Here is a 22,102-nt window from a genome sequence, read left to right as displayed (position 1 = left end):
GACGTACGGTCCTACACGTGGTAAGTCGACGACGCGATCTCGCGGTGCTGGCGGCAACGATCCCGATGCTCGCGGCCTGCAACTTCTCGGTGTCAGCAGGGGGACCCGACTATCAGAAGCTGGAGTCGGCGATCGCCGACGAGCTCAACACCCAGTACCAACCCCTGGCGCGGCAGGTGTCCTCCGTCGAATGCCCACGGCCGGACAAGCCCCCGAAGGCCGGTGACACTCTGACGTGCGTTGCCGACCTCGACGGCGGAGACGTCCGGGTGGTGGCGACCTTCACCGACGACGACAACAACGTCGACTACCGGACCATCGACACTGTCTACGATCTCACCGACACCGAAGCCGGACTGGCCGAGCAGATCTCGGCCCGGTACGGGTTCGACGTGACGGTCGAGTGCGGCGACGGCCTCAAGATCGTCGAGTCGGGCCGGACTTTCGAATGTTCGGCGACCGATCCCGGGGGCGCGACGCGTGCGGTGCAGGTGACCGCCGGTGAGGCCGGCGAGAAAGACACCTGGAAGATCCTCGAGTGAACGATGATCCGCCTCAGCTGCGCTCGATGGCCAGGTAGGCGTCGCGGCCGGCGAGGCTCACCGCGACATCGGCGATCAGTGGCTCGAAGAACCGCTGGCGATAGAGGGGGTCGACGCTGGTGCTGACCGTGAAGTACAGCCCGGAGAGCACCGCGACGAACAGCGAGGTGTGCACCACGGTCTGAGGGACCGGCACGTGCACGCCGAACCACGTTCCCGCACAAGGTGGTTCGCCGACGGCGCAGGTGGTTTCGCCGGACCACACCACCGTCACCTCGTCGGGCACCGCGATGATGCCCAGCGCCAGGAAGAACGCGAACAGGCCGGTGGTGAACAACACCACCTGGATCGCCTGGGCGACCACCATCACGGCGACCACGTTGACCTGTTCGGGCAGCGACAGCGGTGTCGTCGCCCCCGGGCGGGCGCCCGCCAGCGGAGTGCCGGCCAGCAGTGCCGCCGGATCGGACTGCCGGGATCTGTCCTGGCGCAGTGCGCGGACCTCGTCGCGGATCGTCGCCACCATGAACACCAGCGCCACCAGGGCGAGGAATCCGACGGTCTGCCACAGTCTTTGGCGGGTCATGCGGGCCGACAGCTGCCAGAGCTCGCCGGTGAAGTACACGACCACGGTGAGCATCAGCAGCGGCAGCGCCCGGCTCATCAACGTCCCCAGCGCTCCGAGTTGCACCCACGCGAAGCGGAACGCCCAAAGCGCGATCGATCCCAGCCCCAGGTAGGTCAGCCAGATCGTCAGCAGCGACACCAGCAGGAACGCCGGAGCCTCGGCCAGGGCCGCCGCCGACCAGCCCGACACCACCACGGGCATCACGAGTACGAAGATCGCCATCACGGCCAGCGCCGTCGTGCGCCGGCCCACCCGGGAGGCGGCGGTGGACCGCTGATGCAGCACCTCGAGCGCGAACGGCGCTGCGGCCAGAACCGCCGCGATGACCGCCAGCCGCAGGACGGCCCCGTAATCCGGGTCGTCGCCGGTCCATTCGGCCAGCAGCAGCGTGGCCGCGGTCAGCGCCCCGACCCCGGCCACCGCCGGGGCCGAGCGCGCGACCAGCGCCCGGGAGCGCACCCGCCGGGTCAGCACCAGGGGCAGCCCGCGGTGCAGGAACCACTCGTGGATCGCCCGGGACGCCACCGCCGGCCCGCTCACGTCGCCGCCGTCGCGGTCCGGTAGCGGTCCCGCGCCACCAGGGTCAGCAGCAGATCCTCGATCGACGGGTCGACGAACTGGGCGCGGTACTCCTTGTCGGTGACGGCACGCGATGCCAGGTACATGAACGTCAGCGCGGTCAGGAACATCGTGATCTGGATGAGCGCCTGCGGGATCGGCAGCGTCATGCCCAGGAGCTGGCCGTCACCGGACCCGCCCCGCGTCAGCGCGGACAGCAACTCGGGGCTGATCAGGATCAGCCCGAACACCCCGAACAGCAACCCGGTCACCACCGCCACCGTCATCACCTGGGTGATCTGCGAGAGCGCCAGCACGCCAATGACATTGACCCGTTCCGAGCGTGACAGCGGGACTCGGCGGGGCCGGTCGGGCATCGACTCGAACGGGGTGCCGACGAGCATCTGCGCGTGCTCGGGCCGTTTGGCCTCCGGGCGCAGGATGGGCCGCACCAGGCCAAGGGTGCTGGAGACCAGGAACGCCGCGGCGATGGCGAACAGGAACAGCAGCGCGAGCCACAACCGGCCGCGGCTCACGGTCGACGCCATCGTCCACACCGGTCCGTTGAAGAACACCAGGACTGTCAGCAGCATCACCGGCAGCGCGCGCAGCAGGAGGCTGCCGACCGACGCCAGGTTCGTCAGCGTCATCTGCGCCGCCCACCCGAGCACCGAGCCCACTCCTGTCGCGGTGCAGAGCAGTATCGCCACGATGACCACGCCCTCGACCACCACGTCGACGAAGACCCGCGCGCTGGGGCCGCCGAACACGGTCGCCAGTGCGGCCATCGCCACCGATGCCGCGGCCACCGCCTCGCGCAGGCGCAGATTGGCCGTGCGGGACACCAGCCAGCCGACCACCGACGCTAGCGGCAGCACCAGAACGACGATCGCGAGCACGAACCACTCGGTGCGGGTGGGGGTTCCGTCGATGTCGATGGTGTGCTTGCCCGTCACCGTGACCACCACGATCGAGAACCCCATCATCACCGCGAATGCGGCGAGCGCGGGCGCCGAGCGGGCGAAGACCCGGCGCACCAGCCTGCCCGGCCGCAGCACCGCGGGCAGGCCGCGGCACAGGAACCAGTGCTCGGCCGCCAGGCGTTGCTCGCGATCCGGATGCTGCGTGCTCATGATCGCCCAATCTCACCACGCTGCCGCAGGTCATCGCCGCGATTCCGCACCGGCGTGGCCCGGCCTCCTGTCGTACCGTCCGGGCGCACCTCTAGGCTGGTCGCTATGCAACGGATCATCGGAACGGAGGTCGAGTACGGGATCTCCTCGCCGTCTGATCCGACGGCGAATCCGATCTTGACCTCGACACAGGCCGTGCTGGCCTACGCCGCCGCGGCGGGCCTGCAGCGGGCCAAGCGGACCCGGTGGGACTACGAGGTGGAATCCCCGTTGCGCGACGCCCGCGGCTTCGACCTGAGCCGCTCGTCGGGTCCGCCACCGGTCGTCGACGCCGACGAGGTCGGCGCGGCGAACATGATCCTCACCAACGGCGCCCGCCTCTACGTCGACCACGCCCATCCCGAGTACTCCGCGCCTGAGTGCACCGATCCGATGGATGCGGTGATCTGGGACAAGGCCGGCGAACGGGTGATGGAGGCGGCGGCCCGGCATGTGGCCAGCGTGCCCGGCGCCGCGAAGCTGCAGCTGTACAAGAACAACGTCGACGGCAAGGGTGCGTCCTACGGGTCGCACGAGAACTACCTGATGTCGCGGCAGACGCCGTTCTCGGCCGTCATCGCCGGTCTCACCCCGTTCCTGGTGTCCCGCCAGGTCGTCACGGGGTCAGGCCGGGTCGGCATCGGCCCCTCCGGGGACGAGCCGGGCTTCCAGCTCTCCCAGCGCTCGGACTACATCGAGGTCGAGGTCGGGCTGGAGACCACGCTCAAGCGCGGCATCATCAACACCCGCGACGAGCCGCACGCCGACGCCGACAAGTACCGCCGGCTGCACGTGATCATCGGCGACGCCAACCTCGCCGAGACGTCCACCTATCTCAAGCTGGGCACCACCTCCCTGGTGCTGGACCTGATCGAGGAGGGGCCGCAGATCGGCGCCGACCTGAGCGATCTGGCGCTGGCCCGGCCGGTGCACGCGGTGCACGTGCTCTCTCGCGATCCGTCGCTGCGCGCCACCGTCGCGCTGGCCGACGGCCGCGAGCTGACCGGACTGGCGCTGCAGCGGATCTACCTCGACCGCGTCGCGAAGCTGGTCGACAGCCGGGACCCGGATCCGCGCGCCTCCCACGTCCTCGAAACCTGGGCACACGTGCTGGATCTGCTCGAGCGCGATCCGATGGAGTGTGCGGATCTGCTCGACTGGCCGGCCAAGCTGCGTCTGCTGGAGGGTTTCCGCCACCGGGAGAACCTGAGCTGGAACGCGCCGCGGCTGCACCTGGTGGATCTGCAGTACTCCGATGTGCGGCTGGACAAGGGCCTCTACAACCGGCTGGTGGCGCGCGGCTCGATGCAGCGGCTGGTCACCGAGCAGCAGGTGCTCGACGCCGTGGACAGCCCGCCCACCGACACGCGGGCGTACTTCCGCGGGGAATGCCTGCGGCGGTTCGGCGCCGACATCGCCGCCGCCAGCTGGGATTCGGTGATCTTCGATCTGGGCGGCGATTCGCTGGTGCGGATCCCGACACTCGAACCGCTGCGGGGCAGCAAGTCCCACGTCGGCGCCCTACTGGACTCGGTGGACAGCGCCGCGGAGCTCGTCGAGCAACTGACGAACTGATCGAGCTATCCCCGGCAATCCCACGCCTGACCGGTAGGGTGGAGGGACCGGCGGGCAGCTCTAGGCCCGCCGATCACTACGCAGGAGGCAGCGATGGCTCAGGAGCAGACCAAGCGCGGCGGCGGAGGCGGCGACGATGACGACCCCACCGCCAGCACGGCCGCCGGCCAGGAGCGCCGCGAGAAGCTGACCGAGGAGACCGACGATCTGCTCGACGAGATCGATGACGTCCTCGAAGAGAACGCAGAAGACTTCGTGCGTGCGTACGTGCAGAAGGGTGGACAGTGACCTGGCCGCATCGCGATCAGTCCTTTCCCCACCCATCATCGGGAGCTTTTGACGCCTTGCCGCGGGGTCTGTCACACGGCGGAGTGAATCTGTCGTCGTTCTCGGACTTCCTGCGCCAGCAGGCACCGCACCTGCTTCCGGGCTCCGGTGGGCCCGTGCCGACGGGCATGCCGACCGATGCGGTTCCGCACGGCACCACGATCGTGGCGCTGAAGTTCCCCGGCGGGGTGTTGATGGCCGGTGACCGGCGGGCCACGCAGGGCAACATGATCGCCAGCCGCGACGTGCAGAAGGTGTACATCACCGACGACTACACGGTCACCGGCATCGCCGGTACGGCCGCGATCGCGGTGGAGTTCGCGCGCCTCTACGCCGTCGAACTCGAGCACTACGAAAAGCTCGAGGGGGTGGCGCTGACGTTCCCGGGCAAGGTGAACCGGCTGGCCACCATGGTGCGCGGCAACCTCGGTGCGGCGCTGCAGGGCTTCATCGCGCTGCCGCTGCTGGCGGGTTACGACCTCGATGATCCGAACCCGGAACGGGCCGGCCGCATCGTGTCGTTCGACGCTGCCGGCGGGCACAACCTCGAGGAGGAGGGCTACCAGTCCGTCGGCTCGGGGTCGATCTTCGCGAAGTCGTCGATGAAGAAGCTGTACGCACAGGTCACCGACGCCGAGTCGGCGCTGAGGGTGGCCATCGAGGCGCTCTACGACGCCGCCGACGACGACTCCGCGACGGGCGGTCCGGACCTGGTGCGGGGCATCTTCCCGACGGCGGTGTCCATCGACGCCGACGGCGCCGTCGAGGTGACCGAGCAGCAGATCGCCGCGCTGTGTCGCGAGATCATCGAGAACCGTTCGCGGGCAGACACATTCGGCCCCAATGCGGAACCGCTTCGAGGTGACGAGCTGTGAGTTTCCCGTATTTCATCTCGCCCGAACAGGCGATGCGTGAGCGTTCCGAGCTCGCCCGCAAGGGCATCGCCCGCGGCCGCAGCGTGATCGCGCTGGCCTACGCCGACGGCGTGCTGTTCGTCGCGGAGAACCCGTCGCGGTCGCTGCAGAAGGTCAGCGAGCTCTACGACCGGGTCGGGTTCGCCGCAGTTGGCCGCTTCAACGAGTTCAACAACCTGCGCAGCGGCGGCATCCGGTTCGCCGACACGCAGGGTTACGCCTACTCCCGTCGCGATGTCACCGGCCGGCAGCTGGCCAACGTGTACGCCCAGACCCTGGGCACCATCTTCACCGAGCAGGCCAAGCCCTACGAGGTGGAGCTCTGCGTGGCCGAGGTGGCCCACTACGGCGAGACCAAGGCCCCCGAGCTGTATCGCATCACCTACGACGGGTCGATCGCCGACGAGCCGCACTTCGTGGTGATGGGCGGCACCACCGAGCCGATCTCGTCGGCGTTGACGGAGTCCTACACCGAGAACCTCAGCCTGGCCGACGCCGTCGCGATCGCGGTGAAGGCCCTGGGTGCGGGCGGCAACGGCACCGAGCCGCGCACGCTGGCCCCGTCGACGCTCGAGGTCGCGGTGCTCGACGCCAACCGTCCGCGCCGCGCATTCCGGCGCATCACCGGCGCGGCCCTCGAGGCGATGCTTCCCGCCGCCGAAGCGCCGGCCGAGCCCGCCGAGCCGGAGAACTGACCACCTCCTTCGCGAACGTGCATTCCCAGTAGCCGTCGTCGCCGCGCGACGACAGGGAATGCACGTTCGCGTCGTCGACCCTCCAGGTTTCTCCCAGCGTGTCCGTCTTGCGCGCCGTGCATCCAGGGTGGATGATTCTGTTGCATATCGCGCATCACGTTGCGCAATGCGCAACTACACACCCCGGATGACCTGAGAGCGATGGAACCATGCCCAAAGTCGTCGTGATCGGCGCCGGCATCGTCGGGACGTCCCTGGCCGACGAACTGACCGCGCGCGGCTGGACCGACGTCACGGTCGTCGACCGCGGTCCGCTGTTCGCCACCGGCGGCTCCACCTCCCACGCGCCTGGCCTGGTCTTCCAGACCAATCCGTCGAAGACGATGACCGCCTTCGCCCGCTACACCGTCGAGAAGTTCAACAGCCTGGCCCATCCGGGCGGCTGGGCCTTCAACCCGGTCGGCGGTCTCGAGGTCGCCACCACCGCCGAACGCTGGGCCGACCTGCATCGCAAGGCCGGCTGGGCGCAGTCGTGGGGCATCGAGGGCCGATTGCTCACCCCCGCCGAATGCGCGGCCCTGCACCCGCTGATCGACCGCGAGCAGATCCTCGGCGGCTTCCACACGCCGGCCGACGGGCTCGCCAAGGCGCTGCGTGCCGCGGAAGCCCAGGCCCGCCGCGCCGAAGCGCGCGGCGCCACGCTGCTCCCGCACACCGAGGTGCTCGGCATCCTCGACAACGGCGAGCGGGTCACCGGCGTGCGCACCGCCGACGGCGTCCTCGACGCCGACGTCGTGGTGTGCGCCGCGGGCTTCTGGGGTGCGCAGTTCGCCAAGCAGGTCGGCCTCGTGTTGCCGCTCGTTCCGATGGCTCACCAGTACGCCCGCACCGGCCAGATCGCCGAGTTGGTCGGGCGCAACACCGAACTCGCCGAAGCCGGTCTGCCCATCCTGCGCCACCAGGACCAGGATCTGTACTTCCGCGAGCACGTGGACCGGCTGGGTATCGGGTCCTACGCGCACAAGCCGATGCCCGTCGACATGAGCACGCTGCTCGCCGACACCGCCGCCGAGGCCATGCCGTCGATGCTGCCGTTCACCGAGGAGGACTTCGCGCCCGCCTGGGAGGCAGCAGCGAAACTCATTCCCGCCCTGGACGACTCGAAGGTCGAAGAGGCGTTCAACGGTATCTTCTCGTTCACCCCCGACGGCTTCTCCATCATGGGTGAACACCGCGAACTGCGCGGCTTCTGGGTCGCCGAGGCGGTGTGGGTCACCCACTCCGCCGGGGTGGCCAGGGCGACGGCGGAGTGGATCATCGACGGCACCCCGTCCGTCGACACCCACGAGTGCGACCTGTACCGCTTCGAAGACGTGGCCCGCAGCCCGAAGTTCGTCCTGCAGACCAGTTCCCAGGCCTTCGTCGAGGTCTACGACGTCATCCACCCGCACCAGTACCGCACCGCGCTGCGCGGGTTGCGCACCAGCCCGTTCCACGCCCGCCACACCGAGCTCGGCGCGTTCTTCTTCGAAGGTGGCGGCTGGGAGCGTCCCGCCTGGTTCGAGTCGAACGCCGCCCTGGCGGACCGCCTCGTCGACGAAGGGCTGGCCGTACCCGCCCGTGACGACTGGGCATCGCGGTTCTGGTCGCCCATCTCGGTCGCCGAAGCGCGCTGGACCCGCGAGCACGTCGCGATGTACGACATGACCCCGCTGACCCGCTACGAGGTGTCCGGACCCGGCGCATCGGCGTTCCTGCAGCGGATGACCACCAACAACGTCTGGGCGTCGGGCTCGGTGAAGATCACGTGCATCAGGTTCTTCGAATGCGTCCACTTNGGGTGCGCACCGAACTGCAGGCCGACTGCTACGCCGGGGTGTGGGCGCACTACGCGGCGATCACCAAGCAGCGGCATCCGCAGCGACCTGACCGTCGCGCGGCTCGCCCCCGACACCTTCCAGGTGGGGGCGAACTCGCCGATGGACTTCGACTGGCTGTCCCGGCACAAGCCCGCCGACGTCACGCTGCGCGACATCACCGGCGGCACCTGCTGCCTCGGGGTGTGGGGGCCCTCGGCCCGCGACGTCGTCGCGCCGGTGTGCCCCGACGACCTGTCGCACAAGGGGTTTCCGTACTTCCGGGCGCTGCACACCTACCTCGACGCGATCCCCGTCACGATGATGCGGGTGTCCTACGTCGGTGAGCTGGGCTGGGAGATCTACACCAGCGCCGAGTACGGGTCGGCGCTGTGGAATCTGATCGCCGACGCCGGGGCGGCGCACGGGATCATCCCGGCGGGCCGGATCGCGTTCAACAGCCTGCGCATCGAAAAGGGTTACCGCAGCTGGGGAACCGATATGACCGCCGAGCACCGGCCCGCCGCGGCCGGGCTGGACTTCGCGGTCCGCCTCGACAAGGACTTCGTCGGCAAGAGCGCGCTGGAAACAGCGCCGGAACCGCAGACGGTGTTGCGCAGCATCGTGTTCGACGATCCCGACGCGGCCGTGCTGGGCAAGGAACCGGTGTTCCTCGACGGTGAATGCGCCGGATACGTGACCAGCGCCGGCTACTCGGCGACCATCGGTGCGACGATCGCCTACGCGTGGCTGCCCGCGCACGTGAACGTCGGCGACGCGGTGCGTGTCGACTACCGCGGCGCCACGCTCACCGCGGTCGTGCACGCCGAACCGGTGGTGGACCCCGAGATGACCCGGATTCGGAGGTGACGAAATGACCTCGCAGACCTTTGATGTCATCGTCATCGGGCTCGGCGGCATGGGCAGCGCCGCGGCCTACCACCTGGCCGCGCGCGGGCAGCGCGTGCTCGGTCTGGAGAAGTTCACCCCCGCCCACGACCGCGGGTCCAGCCACGGCGGGTCGCGCATCATCCGGCAGTCCTACTTCGAGGACCCGGCTTACGTACCGCTGCTGCTGCGCGCCTACGAACTGTGGGAGCAGCTGGCGGCCGACAGCGGCCGCGAGGTGTACCGGATGACCGGGGGGCTGTTCCTGGGCGCGCCCGACAGTCTCACCGTGGCCGGCAGCCTGCGGGCCAGCCGCGAATGGGACCTTCCGCACGAGGTGCTCGACGCGAACGAGATCCGCGCACGGTACCCGAACTTCACCCCTCAGCCCGGCGACGTCGCGCTGTACGAGGCCAAGGCCGGGTTCGCCCGGCCCGAGCTGACCGTGCAGGCGCACCTCGACCTGGCCGAGAAGGCCGGCGCCACACTGCAGTTCGGTGAAGAGGTGCTCGAGTGGTCGGAGACCGCCGACGGCGTGACGGTGCGCACCGCCACCGCGACGTACACGGCGGGCCAGCTCGTCATCTGCCCCGGCGCGTGGGCGCCGCAGCTGCTCGCCGAGTTCGGCATCCCGATCACCGTCGAACGTCAGGTGCTGTACTGGCTCGACCCCGTCGGCGGCACCGGCCCGTTCGTCGACCACCCGATCTTCATCGAAGAAGACGCCTCCGGGATGCAGAGCTACGGATTCCCCGCCATCGACGGACCGCGCGGAGGTGTCAAGGTCGCGTTCTTCCGCAAAGGGGTGGAATGCACGCCCGAGACCATCGACCGGACCGTGCACGCCGGCGAGATCCGCGAGATGCGGGACCGGGTCGCCCGCCTGCTGCCCGCGCTCGACGGGCCGTGCCTGCACTCGGCGACGTGCATGTACTCCAACACCCCGGATCAGCACTTCGTGATCGCGCGCCATCCCGACAGTGACCACGTGACCGTGGCGTGCGGATTCTCCGGGCACGGCTTCAAATTCGTGCCCGTGGTGGGGGAGATCCTCGCCGACCTGGCGCTGGCCGGTGCGACGGCGCACCCGATCTCGCTGTTCGACCCCCGGAGGTTGGTGACGACATGACCGCCCTTCTCGCCACGCTCGGCGGCCGCTACTACACAGGCGCCGACGTCTTCGCCGCCGAGCAGGAACACATCTTCGAGACGATGTGGTTCTGCGCGGTGCGCTCCTCGGACCTGGCGCTACCGGGAAAGTTCAAGAAGGTCCAGGTCGGTCGCGAGAGCGTGCTGCTGGTGCGCGGACGCGACGGTCTGCTGCGCGCCTTCCTCAACGTCTGCCGGCACCGTGGCGCTCAGCTGTGCACCGAGTCCGAGGGCGAGGTGAAACGCACGCTGCGCTGCCCGTACCACTCCTGGACCTACGCCCTGGACGGCAAGCTCGTCGCCGCGCCGAACATCGGCACGCTGACCGACGGCGCCGGCGCGCCGATCGACCGGTACGCCTACGGTCTGGTGCCGGTCGCGCTGACCGAATGGCTCGGCTACGCCTGGGTGTGCCTGTCCGACACGCCGCCGCCGTTCGAAGACGTGATCGCCGAGGCGACCCGGACCCTCGGCGACGCCGACGCGATCAACCGGTACGGCATCGGGGGCCTCGACGTGGGGCACCGCGTGGTCTACGACGTCGCCGCCAACTGGAAGCTCATCGTCGAGAACTTCATGGAGTGCTACCACTGCAGCTCCATCCACCCCGAACTGGTCGGCGTGCTGCCCGAGTTCGCCCGGGGAGTGGCCGCCCAGGCGAATGTCGGCCTCGGCGCGGAGTTCGGCACCGAGGTGGCGGGTTTCACCGTCGACGGCGCCGCAGGCTTCGACCGGCTGCCCGGCATCACCGACGACCAGGACCGCCGCTACTACGCGATCACCGTGAAACCGACCGTGTTCATCAACCTGGTGCCCGACCACGTGATCTTCCACCGGATGTTCCCGATGTCGGTGGACCGCACGATCGTCGAGTGCGACTGGCTCTACACCGGTGACGTGGTGGCCTCCGAGCGCGACGTGTCCGCGTCGGTCGAACTGTTCCACCGGGTCAACGTGCAGGACTTCGAGGCCTGCGAACGCACCCAGCCGGCGATGTCGTCGCGGGCCTACCGCGACGGCGGGGTCCTCGTTCCCGCGGAACATCACCTCGCGGAGTTCCATCACTGGGTAGTGTCCCGGCTGGCGACGTCGGTGTAGACGACAACGAGGAGGCCGCGGCAGCATGGACGGTGAACCCGACCTCTGTATCGGTGGTACGTGGCGGCACGCCTCCGACGGCGGCACCCGCGACATCGTCAACCCGGCCGACGGCAGCGTCGTCGCCGTGGTGGACGAGGCCACCCCCGACGACGCGCGCGACGCCGTGGCGGCCGCCCGCGCGGCGTTCGACGACGGCGCCTGGCGCGCCACCACCGCGGCCGAGCGCTCCGAGCTGTTGAGCAGGATCGCCGACCTGCTGCAGCGCGACAAGGAGGATCTCGCGCATCTGGAGACCCGCGACACCGGAAAGACGCTCGCGGAGAGCCGCATCGACATCGACGACGTCACCTCGGTGTTCCGGTACTACTCCCGCCTGATCGGCGTCGAGGCCGACACCCTGGTCGACGTGGGCGATCCCGCGGTCATCAGCCGGGTGGTGCGCGAACCGATCGGCGTGTGTGTGCTGATCGCACCGTGGAACTACCCGCTGCTGCAGATGTCCTGGAAGGTGGCGCCCGCACTGGCGGCGGGCTGCACCATGGTGGCCAAACCCAGTGAGGTCACCCCGCTGAGCACCATCGCGTTCGTCCGTCTGCTCGACGAGGCCGGCATACCGCCCGGGGTGGTGAACCTGCTGCAGGGCAGCGGGGCCACCCTCGGGTCCGCGCTGACCGACAACCCGGAGGTCGACTTCATCTCGTTCACCGGCGGTCTGGCCACCGGGCGCAACATCGCGGCGACCGCCGCCGCGCACGTCACCAAGGTGGCCCTCGAACTCGGCGGCAAGAACCCGCACATCGTGTTCGCCGACGTCCGCGACAGCGGAGACTGGGACGCCGCGGTCGACCATGTGCTCACCGGCGTGTTCCTGCACTCCGGGCAGGTGTGCTCGGCGGGTACCCGGCTGATCGTCGAGCAGTCCATCGCCGATGACTTCGTCGCCGCGCTGGCCGAACGCGCGGCCGCCATTCGGGTCGGCAACGGCATGGACCCGGCCAGCGAGACGGGGCCGCTGGTCTCCGAACAGCATCGGGCGAAGGTGGAAGACTATGTTGCCCTGGGGATCTCCGAAGGCGCAAAGCTGGTCTGCGGGGGTGCCCGGCCCACCGATGCGGCCCTGGCGGACGGTTACTTCTACCTTCCCACGATCTTCGACCGGTGCGACCGGTCGATGCGCATCGTCGCAGAGGAGACCTTCGGGCCGATTCTGACGGTCGAGCGATTCACCACCGAGGACGAGGCCATCGCCCTCGGCAACGACACGGAATACGGTCTCGCGGCCGGGGTTCGGACATCGGACGCCGCCCGGGGCGAACGTGTGGTGCGGGCACTGCGGCACGGCACGGTCTGGCTCAACGACTTCGGCTATTACACCGCGTCCGCCGAATGGGGCGGGTTCGGGAAATCGGGCAACGGGCGCGAACTGGGTCCGACCGGGTTGGCCGAATACCAGGAGCTCAAGCACATCTGGCACAACACCGCTCCCACCGCCGCGGGCTGGTTCAAGAACTGAGATCGGCCTGAAAGAAGGGCAACACCATGGTGATCAAACAGCCGCATGCCGACAGTGGCATGGAGGACTTCGGCTACAAGGAATCGCTGGACCGCAGCATCGGCAAGTTCGCCAGCTTCGCCGCGGGCGTCAGCTACATCTCGATCCTGACCGGTACGTTCCAGCTGTTCTACTTCGGGTTCGGGACAGGCGGGCCCGCCTACCTGTGGTCGTGGCCGATGGTGTTCGTCGGCCAGATGGCCGTCGCGCTGTGCTTCATGGAGCTCGCGGCGAAGTATCCGGTGGCGGGCTCGGTCTACAACTGGAGCAAGAAACTGGGCAGCCGGCTGGTGGGCTGGACATCGGGATGGCTCATGCTGACCGCGTCGATCGTGACGATCTCCGCGGTGGTGCTGGCCTATCAGCTCAACCTGCCGCGACTGTGGAGCGGATTCCAGATCGTCGGCGACGGCACCGGCACGTACGACTTCGCCACCAACGCAGTCATTCTCGGCACCGCGCTGATCGTCTTCACGACGGTCATCAACGCCCTCGGCGTCAAGCTGATGTCGATCATCAACAGCGCCGGGGTGTTCATCGAGCTGATCGCCGCGGTGCTGATCGTGATCATCCTCGCGGTCAACGTCAAACGCGGGCCGGACGTCTTCTTCTCCACCGAGGGCTACGGCGAGGGGGAAAGCCTCGGCTACCTCGGCGTGTTCCTCATCGCGTCGCTGGCCTCGCTCTACGTGATGTACGGCTTCGACACCGCGAGCTCGCTCGGTGAGGAGACGGTGGAGCCGCGAAAGACCGCGCCCAAGGCCATCTTCCGCGCGATCCTGGCATCGTTCGTGATCGGTGGCGGCATCCTGGTGTTCGCCGTGATGTCCGCTCCGAATCTCGAGGACCCGCAGATCGGGGAGAGCAGCGGCGGCCTGCAGTACATCGTCGAGCAGGTGATGTGGGGCCCGCTGGGCAAGGTCTTCCTCGCGTGCATCGTCGTGGCGGTGACGGTGTGCACCTTGGCCGTCCACACCGCGGCGATCCGGCTGTCGTTCGCGATGGCGCGTGACAACGCCCTGCCGTTCGGGGAGAAGCTCGCGACGGTGAACCCGAAGACGCAGACCCCGATCGTGCCGGCCGTTACGATCGGCGTCATCGCGGCGATCATCCTGGCGATCAACATCGGTCAGCCCAAGATCTTCACCGTGCTGACGTCGATCGCGATCATCATGATCTACCTCGCGTACCTGATGGTCACCGCACCGATGCTCAAGAAGCGGTTCCAGGGGCAGTGGCCGCCCGCGGATCTCAAAGAGGGCGGCTATTTCACCATGGGCAAGTGGGGACTGCCGGTGAACATCTTCGCCGTGCTGTGGGGGGCCTCCATGGCGCTGAATCTGGCGTGGCCACGCGTCGCCGTGTACGGCGACCCCTGGTACAACACCTGGGGCGCGTTCGTCTACATCGGCGTCATCGTCGGCTCGGGCCTGTTGTGGTACGCGCTCAAGGGGCGCCATCACATCGGCACGCTGAAGTCCCACGCGGTCGAGACGGTACGAGAGGCCGATCCGGATGAGCTTGCGGGGCAGGCCTGATGGCTGACGCGGGAACCTTCGACTACGTCATCGCCGGGGGCGGCACCGCCGGCTGCGTGCTCGCCGCGCGGCTCTCCGAGAACCCGGACGTGACGGTGTGCCTGATCGAGGCCGGACCGTCCGATGTCGGCGACGACAAGATCCTGGTGCTCTCGGAGTGGATGCATCTGCTCGACTCCGGCTACGACTGGGACTATCCGGTCGAGCCGCAGGAGCGTGGCAACTCGTACATGCGGCACGCGCGCGGCAAGGTGCTCGGCGGCTGCTCGTCGCACAACTCGTGCATCGCGTTCCACCCGCCGGCCGAAGCCCTCGACGAGTGGGCGGCGATGGGCGCCACCGGGTGGGGTGCGGCCGAGGTGCTGCCCCTGGTGAAGCGCCTCACCGAGACGGTCACGCTCCGCGACATCCCGCCCGAGGATCCCTGCGGTGCAGCCGTTCTCGAGGCAGCGGCGTTGGTCGGGATGCCGACGGTGGCGTTCAACCGCGGCGAGACGGTGCGCAACGGTGCGGGTTGGTTCCAGATCAACGCCACTATCGACGAACACGGTCGGGACATCCGTATGTCGACCTCGCACGCGTTTCTGCACCCGATCCTGGGCACCCGCAAGAATCTCGAGGTGCGCACCGACACCTGGGTGTCGGAGGTGCTGTTCGACGACGCCCTGCGTGCCACCGGGGTGCGCTACCAGCGACCGGACCTGACCGGTTACGACACCGTCGCCGCGCGCCGGGAGGTGATCCTGACCGCCGGCGCCATCGACACCCCGAAGCTGTTGATGCTCTCCGGGATAGGGCCCACCGCACACCTGCGCGAGATCGGCGTGGACGTGCGCGTCGACTCTCCCGGCGTGGGCGCCAACCTCGACGACCACGTCGAGGGACTGGTGTTCTGGGAGGCGGCCCGGCCGATGGTGACCGCGTCGACCCAGTGGTGGGAGATCGGGCTGTTCACCACGATCGACGAGGGCGTGAGCCAGCCGGACCTGATGATGCACTACGGCAGCGTCCCGTTCGACATGAACACGCTGCGCCGCGGCTACCCGACCACCGACAACGGATTCTGCTTGACGCCCAACGTGACCCAGGGTCACTCCCGCGGAACCGTCCGGCTGCGCACCCGCGACTTCCGTGACCGCCCCCGCGTCGACCCGCGGTACTTCACCGATCCGGACGGCTACGACGACCGGATCATGCTGGCGGGGGTGAAACTCGCCCGCCGTATCGCCGAACAGTCGCCGCTGACACCGTGGGTGGCGCGCGAACTCGCGCCGGGACCGGACGCCACCACCGACGACGAGCTGCTCGACTACATCCACCAGTGCCACAACACCGTCTACCACCCGGCGGCGACGGCCCGGATGGGCGCGGTGTCCGACCCGATGGCCGTGCTCGACCCGCAGCTGCGGGTCAAGGGGGTCGCCGGACTGCGGGTGGTGGACGCCTCCGCGATGCCGAAATTGCCGGCGGTGAACCCGAACATCACCGTGATGACCATGGCGGAGAAGTGTGCCGACCTCATCCGAACAGGCTGAGCGCGCCCGGCTGCCGGACTTCCTGGCCGAGCACACCCCGTTCCAGGCCTCGACCGCCGAGGAACTCGCGGCACTGGCCGACGGGGCCGCGATCGAACGGTTTCCCGCCGGCGTCGTGGTCGCCGACTACGCCGCCCGCGTCCCCGACGAGGTCTGGATGGTGCGCGACGGCATGGTGGCGTTGCGGGCCAGCGGCGACGGCTCGCTGATCGATGTCGTCGGCCCCGGGGGCATCTTCGGCTACATGCCGCTGTTGACCGGCGCCGGAATGGATTTCGAGGCGCGCACCGCGGCGCCGAGCACGCTGATCCGGCTGCCGGGCAGCCTGGTCCGGGCGCAGTTCGCCAAGCCGGCCGGACTGGCGTTCCTGGCGTCGTCGGGCTGGAACCGCGCGGCGGCCGAGCGGCCGACCATCGCCCCGGCCACCGACAGCAGGCCGGTCGCCGAGCTCGTCCACGGCGACGTACTGATCGTCGGGCCGGGGGAGACCGTGCGCGACGTCGTGACGAAGATGACCGAACACCACGTGTCCTACGCGTTGATCCGGTTACCGGACGGCGGCCTGGGCATCTTCACCGACCGCGATCTGCGGACCCGGGTGGTGGCCGCGGGGTTGTCCGTCGACGTCTCCATCGCCTCGGTGATGAGTGCCCCGGCCCGCACTGTGACCGCCGACCTGACCGCCGACAGCGTGCTGATGGAGATGCTGGAGTGCGGATTGCGGCACATGCCGGTGCTCACCCCGCGCGGCGAGGTGGTGGGCGTGCTCGAGGACGCCGACCTGCTGGCCGCGTCGGCGCGCCAGAGCTTCCTGCTGCGCCGCTCGATCGCGCTCGCCACCGATGCGGCACAGTTGCGCGCCGTCGGCCACCAGGTCACCGGGACCGCCGTGGATCTGTTCCGCAGCGGCACCAAAGCGGTGGCCACCAGCGCGATCCTGTCGGTGGTGATCGACAGCCTGGTGCGCCGCGCGCTCGAACTGGTCGTCGCGCAGGGTGACGGCGTGCCCGCCGGCGGATTCGCCTGGCTCACGCTGGGCAGCGTCGCACGCCGCGAGGCGATGCCGTCCTCCGACGTCGACAGTGCGCTGTCGTGGCGTGACGACCTGGCAGATCAGGCGCCGCGGCTGCGGACCCTCGCCGGTGCGGTGCACGACCTGCTCGATGACGCCGGGCTGCCCTCGGACCGCAACGGCGCGATCGCCGCGAAGCCGAAATTCTCGCGCTCACAGTCGGATTGGCGTACCGCCGCGCGCGGATGGCTCGACGACCCGCTGCGCGACCGCGGGCTGATGTTCTCCTCGCTGCTGATCGACGGGCGCGTGGTGTGGGGCGACCCGGGCCTGCACACGGTGCCGGCGGCCTATCAGCGAATGCGCGAGGAACATCCGAACGCGCTGCGCCTGCAACTGCTCGACGCGCTGTCGGGCCGGATGAAGACCCGCTCGCTGCGCGATGTGCTGTCGCGGCGCGGCGGCACCTTCGACCTGAAGAACCACGCCGTCACGCCGATCGTCAACCTGGCCCGGTGGGGTGGGCTGGCCGCCGGCGTCACGTCGGCGTCCACGCCGACGCGGCTGGAGGCGGCGGCGCAGGCGGGCGCGCTCAGCGAGCGCGATGCCCGCACGCTGGGCGACGTGTTCGCGATGTTGCAGCGGCTGCGGATGGCCCATCAGGTGGATCAGATCACCGCGGGCCGCACGCCCGGCGACATCGTCGCGTCCTCCGAGTTGTCCCCGCTCAACCGCAGTCTGCTCGGTGACGGGCTGCGTGAGATCGCCGCAGTGCGGCGACGTGTCGGCAACCTCGGGCTCACGGGCGTATAGGGTCGGTCAGCAATGCCTTCCCCCGAGCCCACCCCCTCCGAGCGCGCACCCCGGGAGCCGGCCGCCGCCGTGCAATCCGTCGACCGGGCGTTGCAGGTGCTGGAGATCATCGCCGATCTCGGGCAGGCCGGGGTCACCGAGATCGCCGCCGAACTCGGCGTGCACAAGTCCACTGCGTCGCGTCTGGTCGCCGCGCTGGAGGCCCGCGGCTACGTCGAACAGATCTCCGAACGCGGCAAGTACCGCCTCGGGCTGGCGATCTCCCGGCTGTCCTATGCGGCCGGGGGGCACGCCGACCTGGTGAAGATGAGCCAGGACATCTGCGACACGCTCAGCATCGACGTGGGGGAGACCACCAACGTGGCGGTGCTCGACGGCGACCGCATCGTCAACATCGTCGAGTCGATCGGCCCGGCGGAGATCACCCTGCGCACCTGGGTCGGCCAAAGCTGCCCGGCGTACGCCACTTCCAGCGGCAAGGTGCTGCTCGCGGGACTGGAGCCCGCGGACGTGCGGGGCCGGCTGCGCCCGCCCTGGGTGCCCTTCACCGACGCCACCGTCACCACCGTCGACGAACTCGCCGAGCAGCTGGCCGCGGTGCGGGAGCGCGGATGGGCCAGTGTCACCGAGGAACTCGAGGTCGGTCTGAACGCGGTGGCCGCGCCGATCTTCGATGTACACTCGCAAGTGGTTGCGGCACTGAGTGTTTCGGGGCCGGCCTACCGGCTCTCGGTGGAGCGGTTCGACGAGGTGGCGAAACGCACGGTGGCCGCCGCCGACGCCGTCAGCCGCCGCCTCGGCTGGAGTGCGCGGACCGGTCAGGTCCAGTAGAGCGTCCGGGCGGCCGGCAGCGTCGCGGCGATTTCCGCGTCGAACCAGGATCGCAGTTGCGCCATCGTGTCTTTGGGATAGACGTACTTCGCCGCGCCGTACTTGCCGAACTTGCGTGTCCGGGCCGCCTCGTCCATCTCCAGTTTCGTCCGCGGGTACCACGACGTCAGCACGTCTTTACTGGCCGCGGTGAAGCGATGGGTGATGCACTCGACGGTCAGATCGAGGTCCGGGATGTCCGCGGTGGCGTCGGCCACGGTGCGCAGTAGATCGCCGTAACCGGTGCGCCAGTCCGGGATCGGCATGATGGGCGCGATCGTGAGGCCCACCGGGTACCCCGCGGCGGCCAGTGCGGCCAGCGCCGCCACCCGTCGGGGCAGCCGTGCGGTGCCGCCCTCGAAGCGCCCGGCGATCTCCTCGGTGTTGACCGACACCCGCACCCGGGTCCTGCCGTGGTGCGGCAGGCTGAGCAGCGGCGCGACGTCGTCGTACTTGGTGGTGAACCGCAGCCCGACCCGGGCCGTCCAGTCGTGGGTGCCGACGTGGGCGATGGCCGCCGACAGCGATCCGGTCAGATGCTCGAGCGCCAGCGGATCGGTGTAGCAGGACGCCTCGAACGTGGTGCCCTCGCCGGCGCGCACCGAGGCCGACGTGACGGTGCCCCGGCCCACGTGGTCGTCCATGCCGGCGAGGATCTCGGGAAGGTTCGCGTACACCCGCGTGACCGGCGGCCCGGAGAGCGAGCCCGCGAGATAGCAGTACTGGCAGTGCCCGGGGCATCCCTCGGCGAGGTCCATCCGCCAGTCCGCACTCGGTGGAATCGGCTGCATCCGCCGCTTCGACGGAGGCGCCACCACCACCGCCAGCGCGCGTTTGGCCAGCGCGTAGGTGGACCGATCGTCCTCGCCGCGCAGCGAGGGTAAGCGGTCACCGCGCAGGACGTCGATGTCGGGAACGCCGGCGGCCTCGCAGCGGGAGATGATCTGCGCGCCGTGCGGGAGTTCGGCCGCCGAGCGCGTCACCAGCACACGCCGGGGGAGCCACCGCACAGGCCCCGGGGAAGATGTCGTCATCGCTTGGGAAGCAACGGAATTGATCTTGTGGTCATTCCTGTCTTCGGTCCAGCAGCAGACCGGCGAACGCGTCGGGGCACTCCAGCGGGGTGAAGTGGCCGGCGTCGGGGGCGGTGTGCAGCGTCACGTCGGTGAAGTAGTGCTCGAGCCGATCCGACCATGCAGGGGGGAACAACGGATCACGGCCCGGCCACAGCACATCGGTGGGGGCGTGGATCCTGATCGCCTGCTCGGGTGGGAGCTCGGTCAGTGACTGCGCGATGGTGCCCGCCCCGGCCCGGTACCACGCGATCGAGGCGGTGAAGGCGCCCGGCAGTGCATAGTCGGCCACCAGCGCGTCGAGGTCGTCCTCGCTGAGGGTGAATCCCGGTCCGGACCAGTGACTCCAGAAGTGCGACAGATAGTCGCGCACGGCGTCGCCGTCGCCGTCGACCAGCCGCGCCGACAGCGGCAGCTGGTGAAACGCCTGGTACCAGAACTCTGCTTGCGCGGGTGCGGTGAGCACCCGTTCGCCTGCACCGGGCAGCGGCGGGGACAGCACCAGCGCGTGCACCAGGTCCGGATGCATGCGCGCCACACTCTGGGCGACGCGGCTGCCGACGTCGTACCCGCCGATCACCACCGGCGCCAGATCGAGTTCGGCGATCAGCCCGACGACGCTGGCCGCCTGCGCCGATGCGCTGTAGAAGTGGCTGACGGCCACGTCGTGCTTGTCGGAACCGCCGAAGCCACGCAGATCGGGCACCACCACGTCGAGGGTCCGGCCGGAGGCGAGCAGCAGCGGAACCAGCCGCCGGTAGTCGTGCCGGTTGCCGGGCCAGCCGTGCAGCAGCAGCACCGACGGGGCGCCGGGAGTGCCGAAGCGGTCGAAGGTCAGCCGGAAACCGTCGACGGGCGCGCTGCGCGATGCCCGTGACCCCATGGGTTCATTGTGGCGCGTCGGCGACGGCGCGATGCAGCGTTTCGGAATCCCCTGTGATGACCGCGAGCACCGTCCGCCACGAATCCGACGGCCGGTTCAGCATGCCGCTGTGGGCCTCCCATCCGGCCACCGGACGGCCATCGTCGTAAAACCCTGCGCGCAAACGGATCACGCCGGGCATCTCGTCGGGGTCGGCGCCGTGCGGCCCGCCCGGGATGCCCTGCACGGCCTCGATGAAGTCGCCGGGCGCGGTCATCGAGAAGCGCAGCACGTCGGGGTTGCGGTTGTGCCAGTCCGACGGGTCGTCGACGCCGACACCGGAGCCGGCGGCGGCCAGGAACAGCGTCCGGTCCGACGTCAGTCCCAGCGCCTCGGCGGTGCCGACGATCGAGCCGCCGTAGGAGTGCCCGATCACCGTCACGGGGACGCCGGGTGCCACGGTGCGGTCGACGTCCTCGCTGAACGCCACCAGGCGCGGTGCCATGTCCAGCGCGCTGCGCGGGTCGGCGGCCTCGAGCAGCACGGCGGCGGGATCGTGCACCTGGGGGAACGGTCCGCCGAGGTAGGTGATCACCGCCGTGTCGCCGTGGCTGCCGGACACGAACCGGCGTGCGGTGGCGGCGGTGGCCGCTGAGCCCTCGATCGTGGTGTTGACGCCGGGCACCAGCACCGCGACGCTTCGGGTGGTCGCGAGGTCGCCGTGCAGTTCGACCAGCGACGAGCGGGCGGGGTCGAACGCCAGGATCTGGCGCTGGATGCGGCCGCCGGCGCGGGTCGGGTCGTCGACCTCGGCGAGCAGCCCGCGATACAGCGCAATCCGCCGGCGGGACTCGGCGTCGCGCCCGGACTCGGCCAGGATGGCCGCGGCGATGTTGATCCGGTTCGCGGCGACCCGCATCGGCCACGGAACACCATCGGTGTTGCCGACCTGCCTCGGGTACTGCGCGACCAGCCGGTCGCGCTGCTCGGGTGTCATCGCGGCGATCTGGCCGGCGATGCCGTCCTGGCTCGTCGTCGGCCAGCCGTTTACGCCGTCGACCGGGGGAGCGGGCGCGGCGCCGGCGGGCACGGTGGGCGCCGGCGTGCGGCGGGTGTCCCCGCTCAGCGCCGCGGCGAGGTCGGACGCCGCGTCGCCGGCGGCCGCGCCCAGCCGGTCGAGGGCCGCCAAGAGCTGCGAATGTGTCTGCGCTGCAGCGACATCGAGCATCTGTCCAGCCGCGGTCGCGTCGCCGCCGGCCAGGAGAACCAGCACCGGATCCAGGGTGGCCGCGCGGGTGACCGAACCGTCCTCGGCGACGGCGAGGCCGTCGCGATGGGCCCGTGCGAGGACGTCCAGTACGCCGGTGCGCGCGGCGGCCAGCTGCTCGGCACCGTCGGTCGCGGCCACCGACGCGGCAATCAGCCGACGCGCCGCCGCTGCG

At 69.7% G+C, this 22,102-nt stretch carries 17 protein-coding genes and 3 pseudogenes; 15 read left to right on the top strand and 5 right to left on the bottom strand.

Translation table 11 applies throughout. From position 1 onward, the window contains the following. The first annotated feature begins 17 nt into the window (after window positions 1-17). Window positions 18-542: a DUF4333 domain-containing protein gene (locus tag MCHUDSM44219_RS07745; RefSeq protein ID WP_236695396.1), complete on the top strand. Its 525-nt coding sequence runs from the start codon at window positions 18-20 to the stop codon at window positions 540-542. Between the two features lie 13 nt (window positions 543-555). On the opposite strand, the gene MCHUDSM44219_RS07740 is transcribed toward MCHUDSM44219_RS07745, so the two are convergent. Continuing rightward, window positions 556-1,710 (bottom strand): hypothetical protein, encoded by a 1,155-nt coding sequence (locus tag MCHUDSM44219_RS07740; RefSeq protein WP_236695395.1) that lies wholly within the window; start codon window positions 1,708-1,710, stop codon window positions 556-558. Beyond that, a complete protein-coding gene (locus tag MCHUDSM44219_RS07735; RefSeq protein WP_048417661.1) occupies window positions 1,707-2,861 on the bottom strand; it encodes a hypothetical protein in 1,155 nt (384 codons plus the stop codon). The genes MCHUDSM44219_RS07740 and MCHUDSM44219_RS07735 overlap by 4 nt, the downstream gene beginning before the upstream one ends. A 105-nt stretch (window positions 2,862-2,966) precedes the next feature. Between MCHUDSM44219_RS07735 and dop the strand changes: the two genes are divergently transcribed. The 14 genes and pseudogenes from dop to MCHUDSM44219_RS07675 all read left to right on the top strand — a co-directional run bounded on the left by dop (window position 2,967) and on the right by MCHUDSM44219_RS07675 (window position 18,686). Beyond that, the gene (dop, locus tag MCHUDSM44219_RS07730; RefSeq protein ID WP_048417660.1) at window positions 2,967-4,475 is read left to right on the top strand and encodes a depupylase/deamidase Dop; all 1,509 of its coding nucleotides are present in this window, start codon (window positions 2,967-2,969) and stop codon (window positions 4,473-4,475) included. Between the two features lie 93 nt (window positions 4,476-4,568). Then, complete coding sequence (locus MCHUDSM44219_RS07725; protein WP_043409984.1) at window positions 4,569-4,763, top strand: ubiquitin-like protein Pup; 195 nt, start codon at window positions 4,569-4,571, stop codon at window positions 4,761-4,763. Beyond that, window positions 4,760-5,677, top strand: a complete 918-nt coding sequence (prcB, locus tag MCHUDSM44219_RS07720; RefSeq protein WP_048417659.1) for a proteasome subunit beta — start codon at window positions 4,760-4,762, stop codon at window positions 5,675-5,677. Before MCHUDSM44219_RS07725 ends, prcB begins: the two co-directional genes overlap by 4 nt. Next, entirely contained in the window at window positions 5,674-6,411 is a 738-nt protein-coding gene (gene prcA / locus MCHUDSM44219_RS07715; protein ID WP_048417658.1) for a proteasome subunit alpha, read from the top strand. Before prcB ends, prcA begins: the two co-directional genes overlap by 4 nt. A 209-nt stretch (window positions 6,412-6,620) precedes the next feature. Further along, a pseudogene (locus MCHUDSM44219_RS30805) lies at window positions 6,621-8,248 on the top strand (FAD-dependent oxidoreductase); the annotation flags it as partial. A gap of 1 nt (window position 8,249) precedes the next feature. Continuing rightward, window positions 8,250-8,320 (top strand): annotated as a pseudogene (locus MCHUDSM44219_RS31825) (neutral zinc metallopeptidase); the annotation flags it as partial. Beyond that, window positions 8,316-9,137 (top strand): annotated as a pseudogene (locus tag MCHUDSM44219_RS30795) (aminomethyltransferase family protein); the annotation flags it as partial. The pseudogenes MCHUDSM44219_RS31825 and MCHUDSM44219_RS30795, both read left to right, overlap by 5 nt. Before the next feature lie 4 nt (window positions 9,138-9,141). Continuing rightward, window positions 9,142-10,284 carry an N-methyl-L-tryptophan oxidase gene (gene solA / locus MCHUDSM44219_RS07705; protein ID WP_048417656.1) on the top strand — a complete coding sequence of 381 codons (1,143 nt, stop codon included), beginning with the start codon at window positions 9,142-9,144 and terminating at the stop codon, window positions 10,282-10,284. Then, window positions 10,281-11,402 (top strand): aromatic ring-hydroxylating oxygenase subunit alpha, encoded by a 1,122-nt coding sequence (locus MCHUDSM44219_RS07700; protein WP_048417655.1) that lies wholly within the window; start codon window positions 10,281-10,283, stop codon window positions 11,400-11,402. The genes solA and MCHUDSM44219_RS07700 overlap by 4 nt, the downstream gene beginning before the upstream one ends. A gap of 25 nt (window positions 11,403-11,427) precedes the next feature. Next, window positions 11,428-12,918, top strand: a complete 1,491-nt coding sequence (locus tag MCHUDSM44219_RS07695) for an aldehyde dehydrogenase family protein (RefSeq protein ID WP_048417654.1) — start codon at window positions 11,428-11,430, stop codon at window positions 12,916-12,918. A 26-nt stretch (window positions 12,919-12,944) separates the two neighbouring features. Further along, window positions 12,945-14,495 (top strand): APC family permease, encoded by a 1,551-nt coding sequence (locus tag MCHUDSM44219_RS07690; protein WP_048417653.1) that lies wholly within the window; start codon window positions 12,945-12,947, stop codon window positions 14,493-14,495. Continuing rightward, window positions 14,495-16,030: a GMC family oxidoreductase gene (locus tag MCHUDSM44219_RS07685; protein ID WP_048417652.1), complete on the top strand. Its 1,536-nt coding sequence runs from the start codon at window positions 14,495-14,497 to the stop codon at window positions 16,028-16,030. Before MCHUDSM44219_RS07690 ends, MCHUDSM44219_RS07685 begins: the two co-directional genes overlap by 1 nt. Beyond that, window positions 16,005-17,855 (top strand): putative nucleotidyltransferase substrate binding domain-containing protein, encoded by a 1,851-nt coding sequence (locus MCHUDSM44219_RS07680; RefSeq protein WP_048417651.1) that lies wholly within the window; start codon window positions 16,005-16,007, stop codon window positions 17,853-17,855. Before MCHUDSM44219_RS07685 ends, MCHUDSM44219_RS07680 begins: the two co-directional genes overlap by 26 nt. Window positions 17,856-17,867: 12 nt before the next feature. Continuing rightward, window positions 17,868-18,686, top strand: coding sequence for an IclR family transcriptional regulator (locus MCHUDSM44219_RS07675; protein ID WP_048417650.1), 819 nt, complete (start codon window positions 17,868-17,870; stop codon window positions 18,684-18,686). Here the strand turns inward: MCHUDSM44219_RS07675 and MCHUDSM44219_RS07670 are convergent. The 3 genes from MCHUDSM44219_RS07670 to MCHUDSM44219_RS07660 form a co-directional block, all read right to left on the bottom strand. Beyond that, complete coding sequence (locus MCHUDSM44219_RS07670; protein ID WP_201778138.1) at window positions 18,674-19,708, bottom strand: spore photoproduct lyase family protein; 1,035 nt, start codon at window positions 19,706-19,708, stop codon at window positions 18,674-18,676. The genes MCHUDSM44219_RS07675 and MCHUDSM44219_RS07670 overlap by 13 nt on opposite strands. An 82-nt stretch (window positions 19,709-19,790) precedes the next feature. Then, window positions 19,791-20,681, bottom strand: coding sequence for an alpha/beta fold hydrolase (locus tag MCHUDSM44219_RS07665; protein WP_048417648.1), 891 nt, complete (start codon window positions 20,679-20,681; stop codon window positions 19,791-19,793). A 4-nt stretch (window positions 20,682-20,685) separates the two neighbouring features. Continuing rightward, window positions 20,686-22,102, bottom strand: a 1,417-nt coding sequence (locus MCHUDSM44219_RS07660; protein ID WP_048417647.1) for an alpha/beta hydrolase, incomplete at its 5' end; no start/stop codon positions are given.

Origin of the sequence: Mycolicibacterium chubuense, assembly GCF_001044255.1 — a bacterium.
GTDB classification, from domain to species: domain Bacteria; phylum Actinomycetota; class Actinomycetes; order Mycobacteriales; family Mycobacteriaceae; genus Mycobacterium; species Mycobacterium chubuense.
Note: the sequence above shows the minus strand (reverse complement) of the source record. Positions and strands in the feature narration are given on the sequence as shown.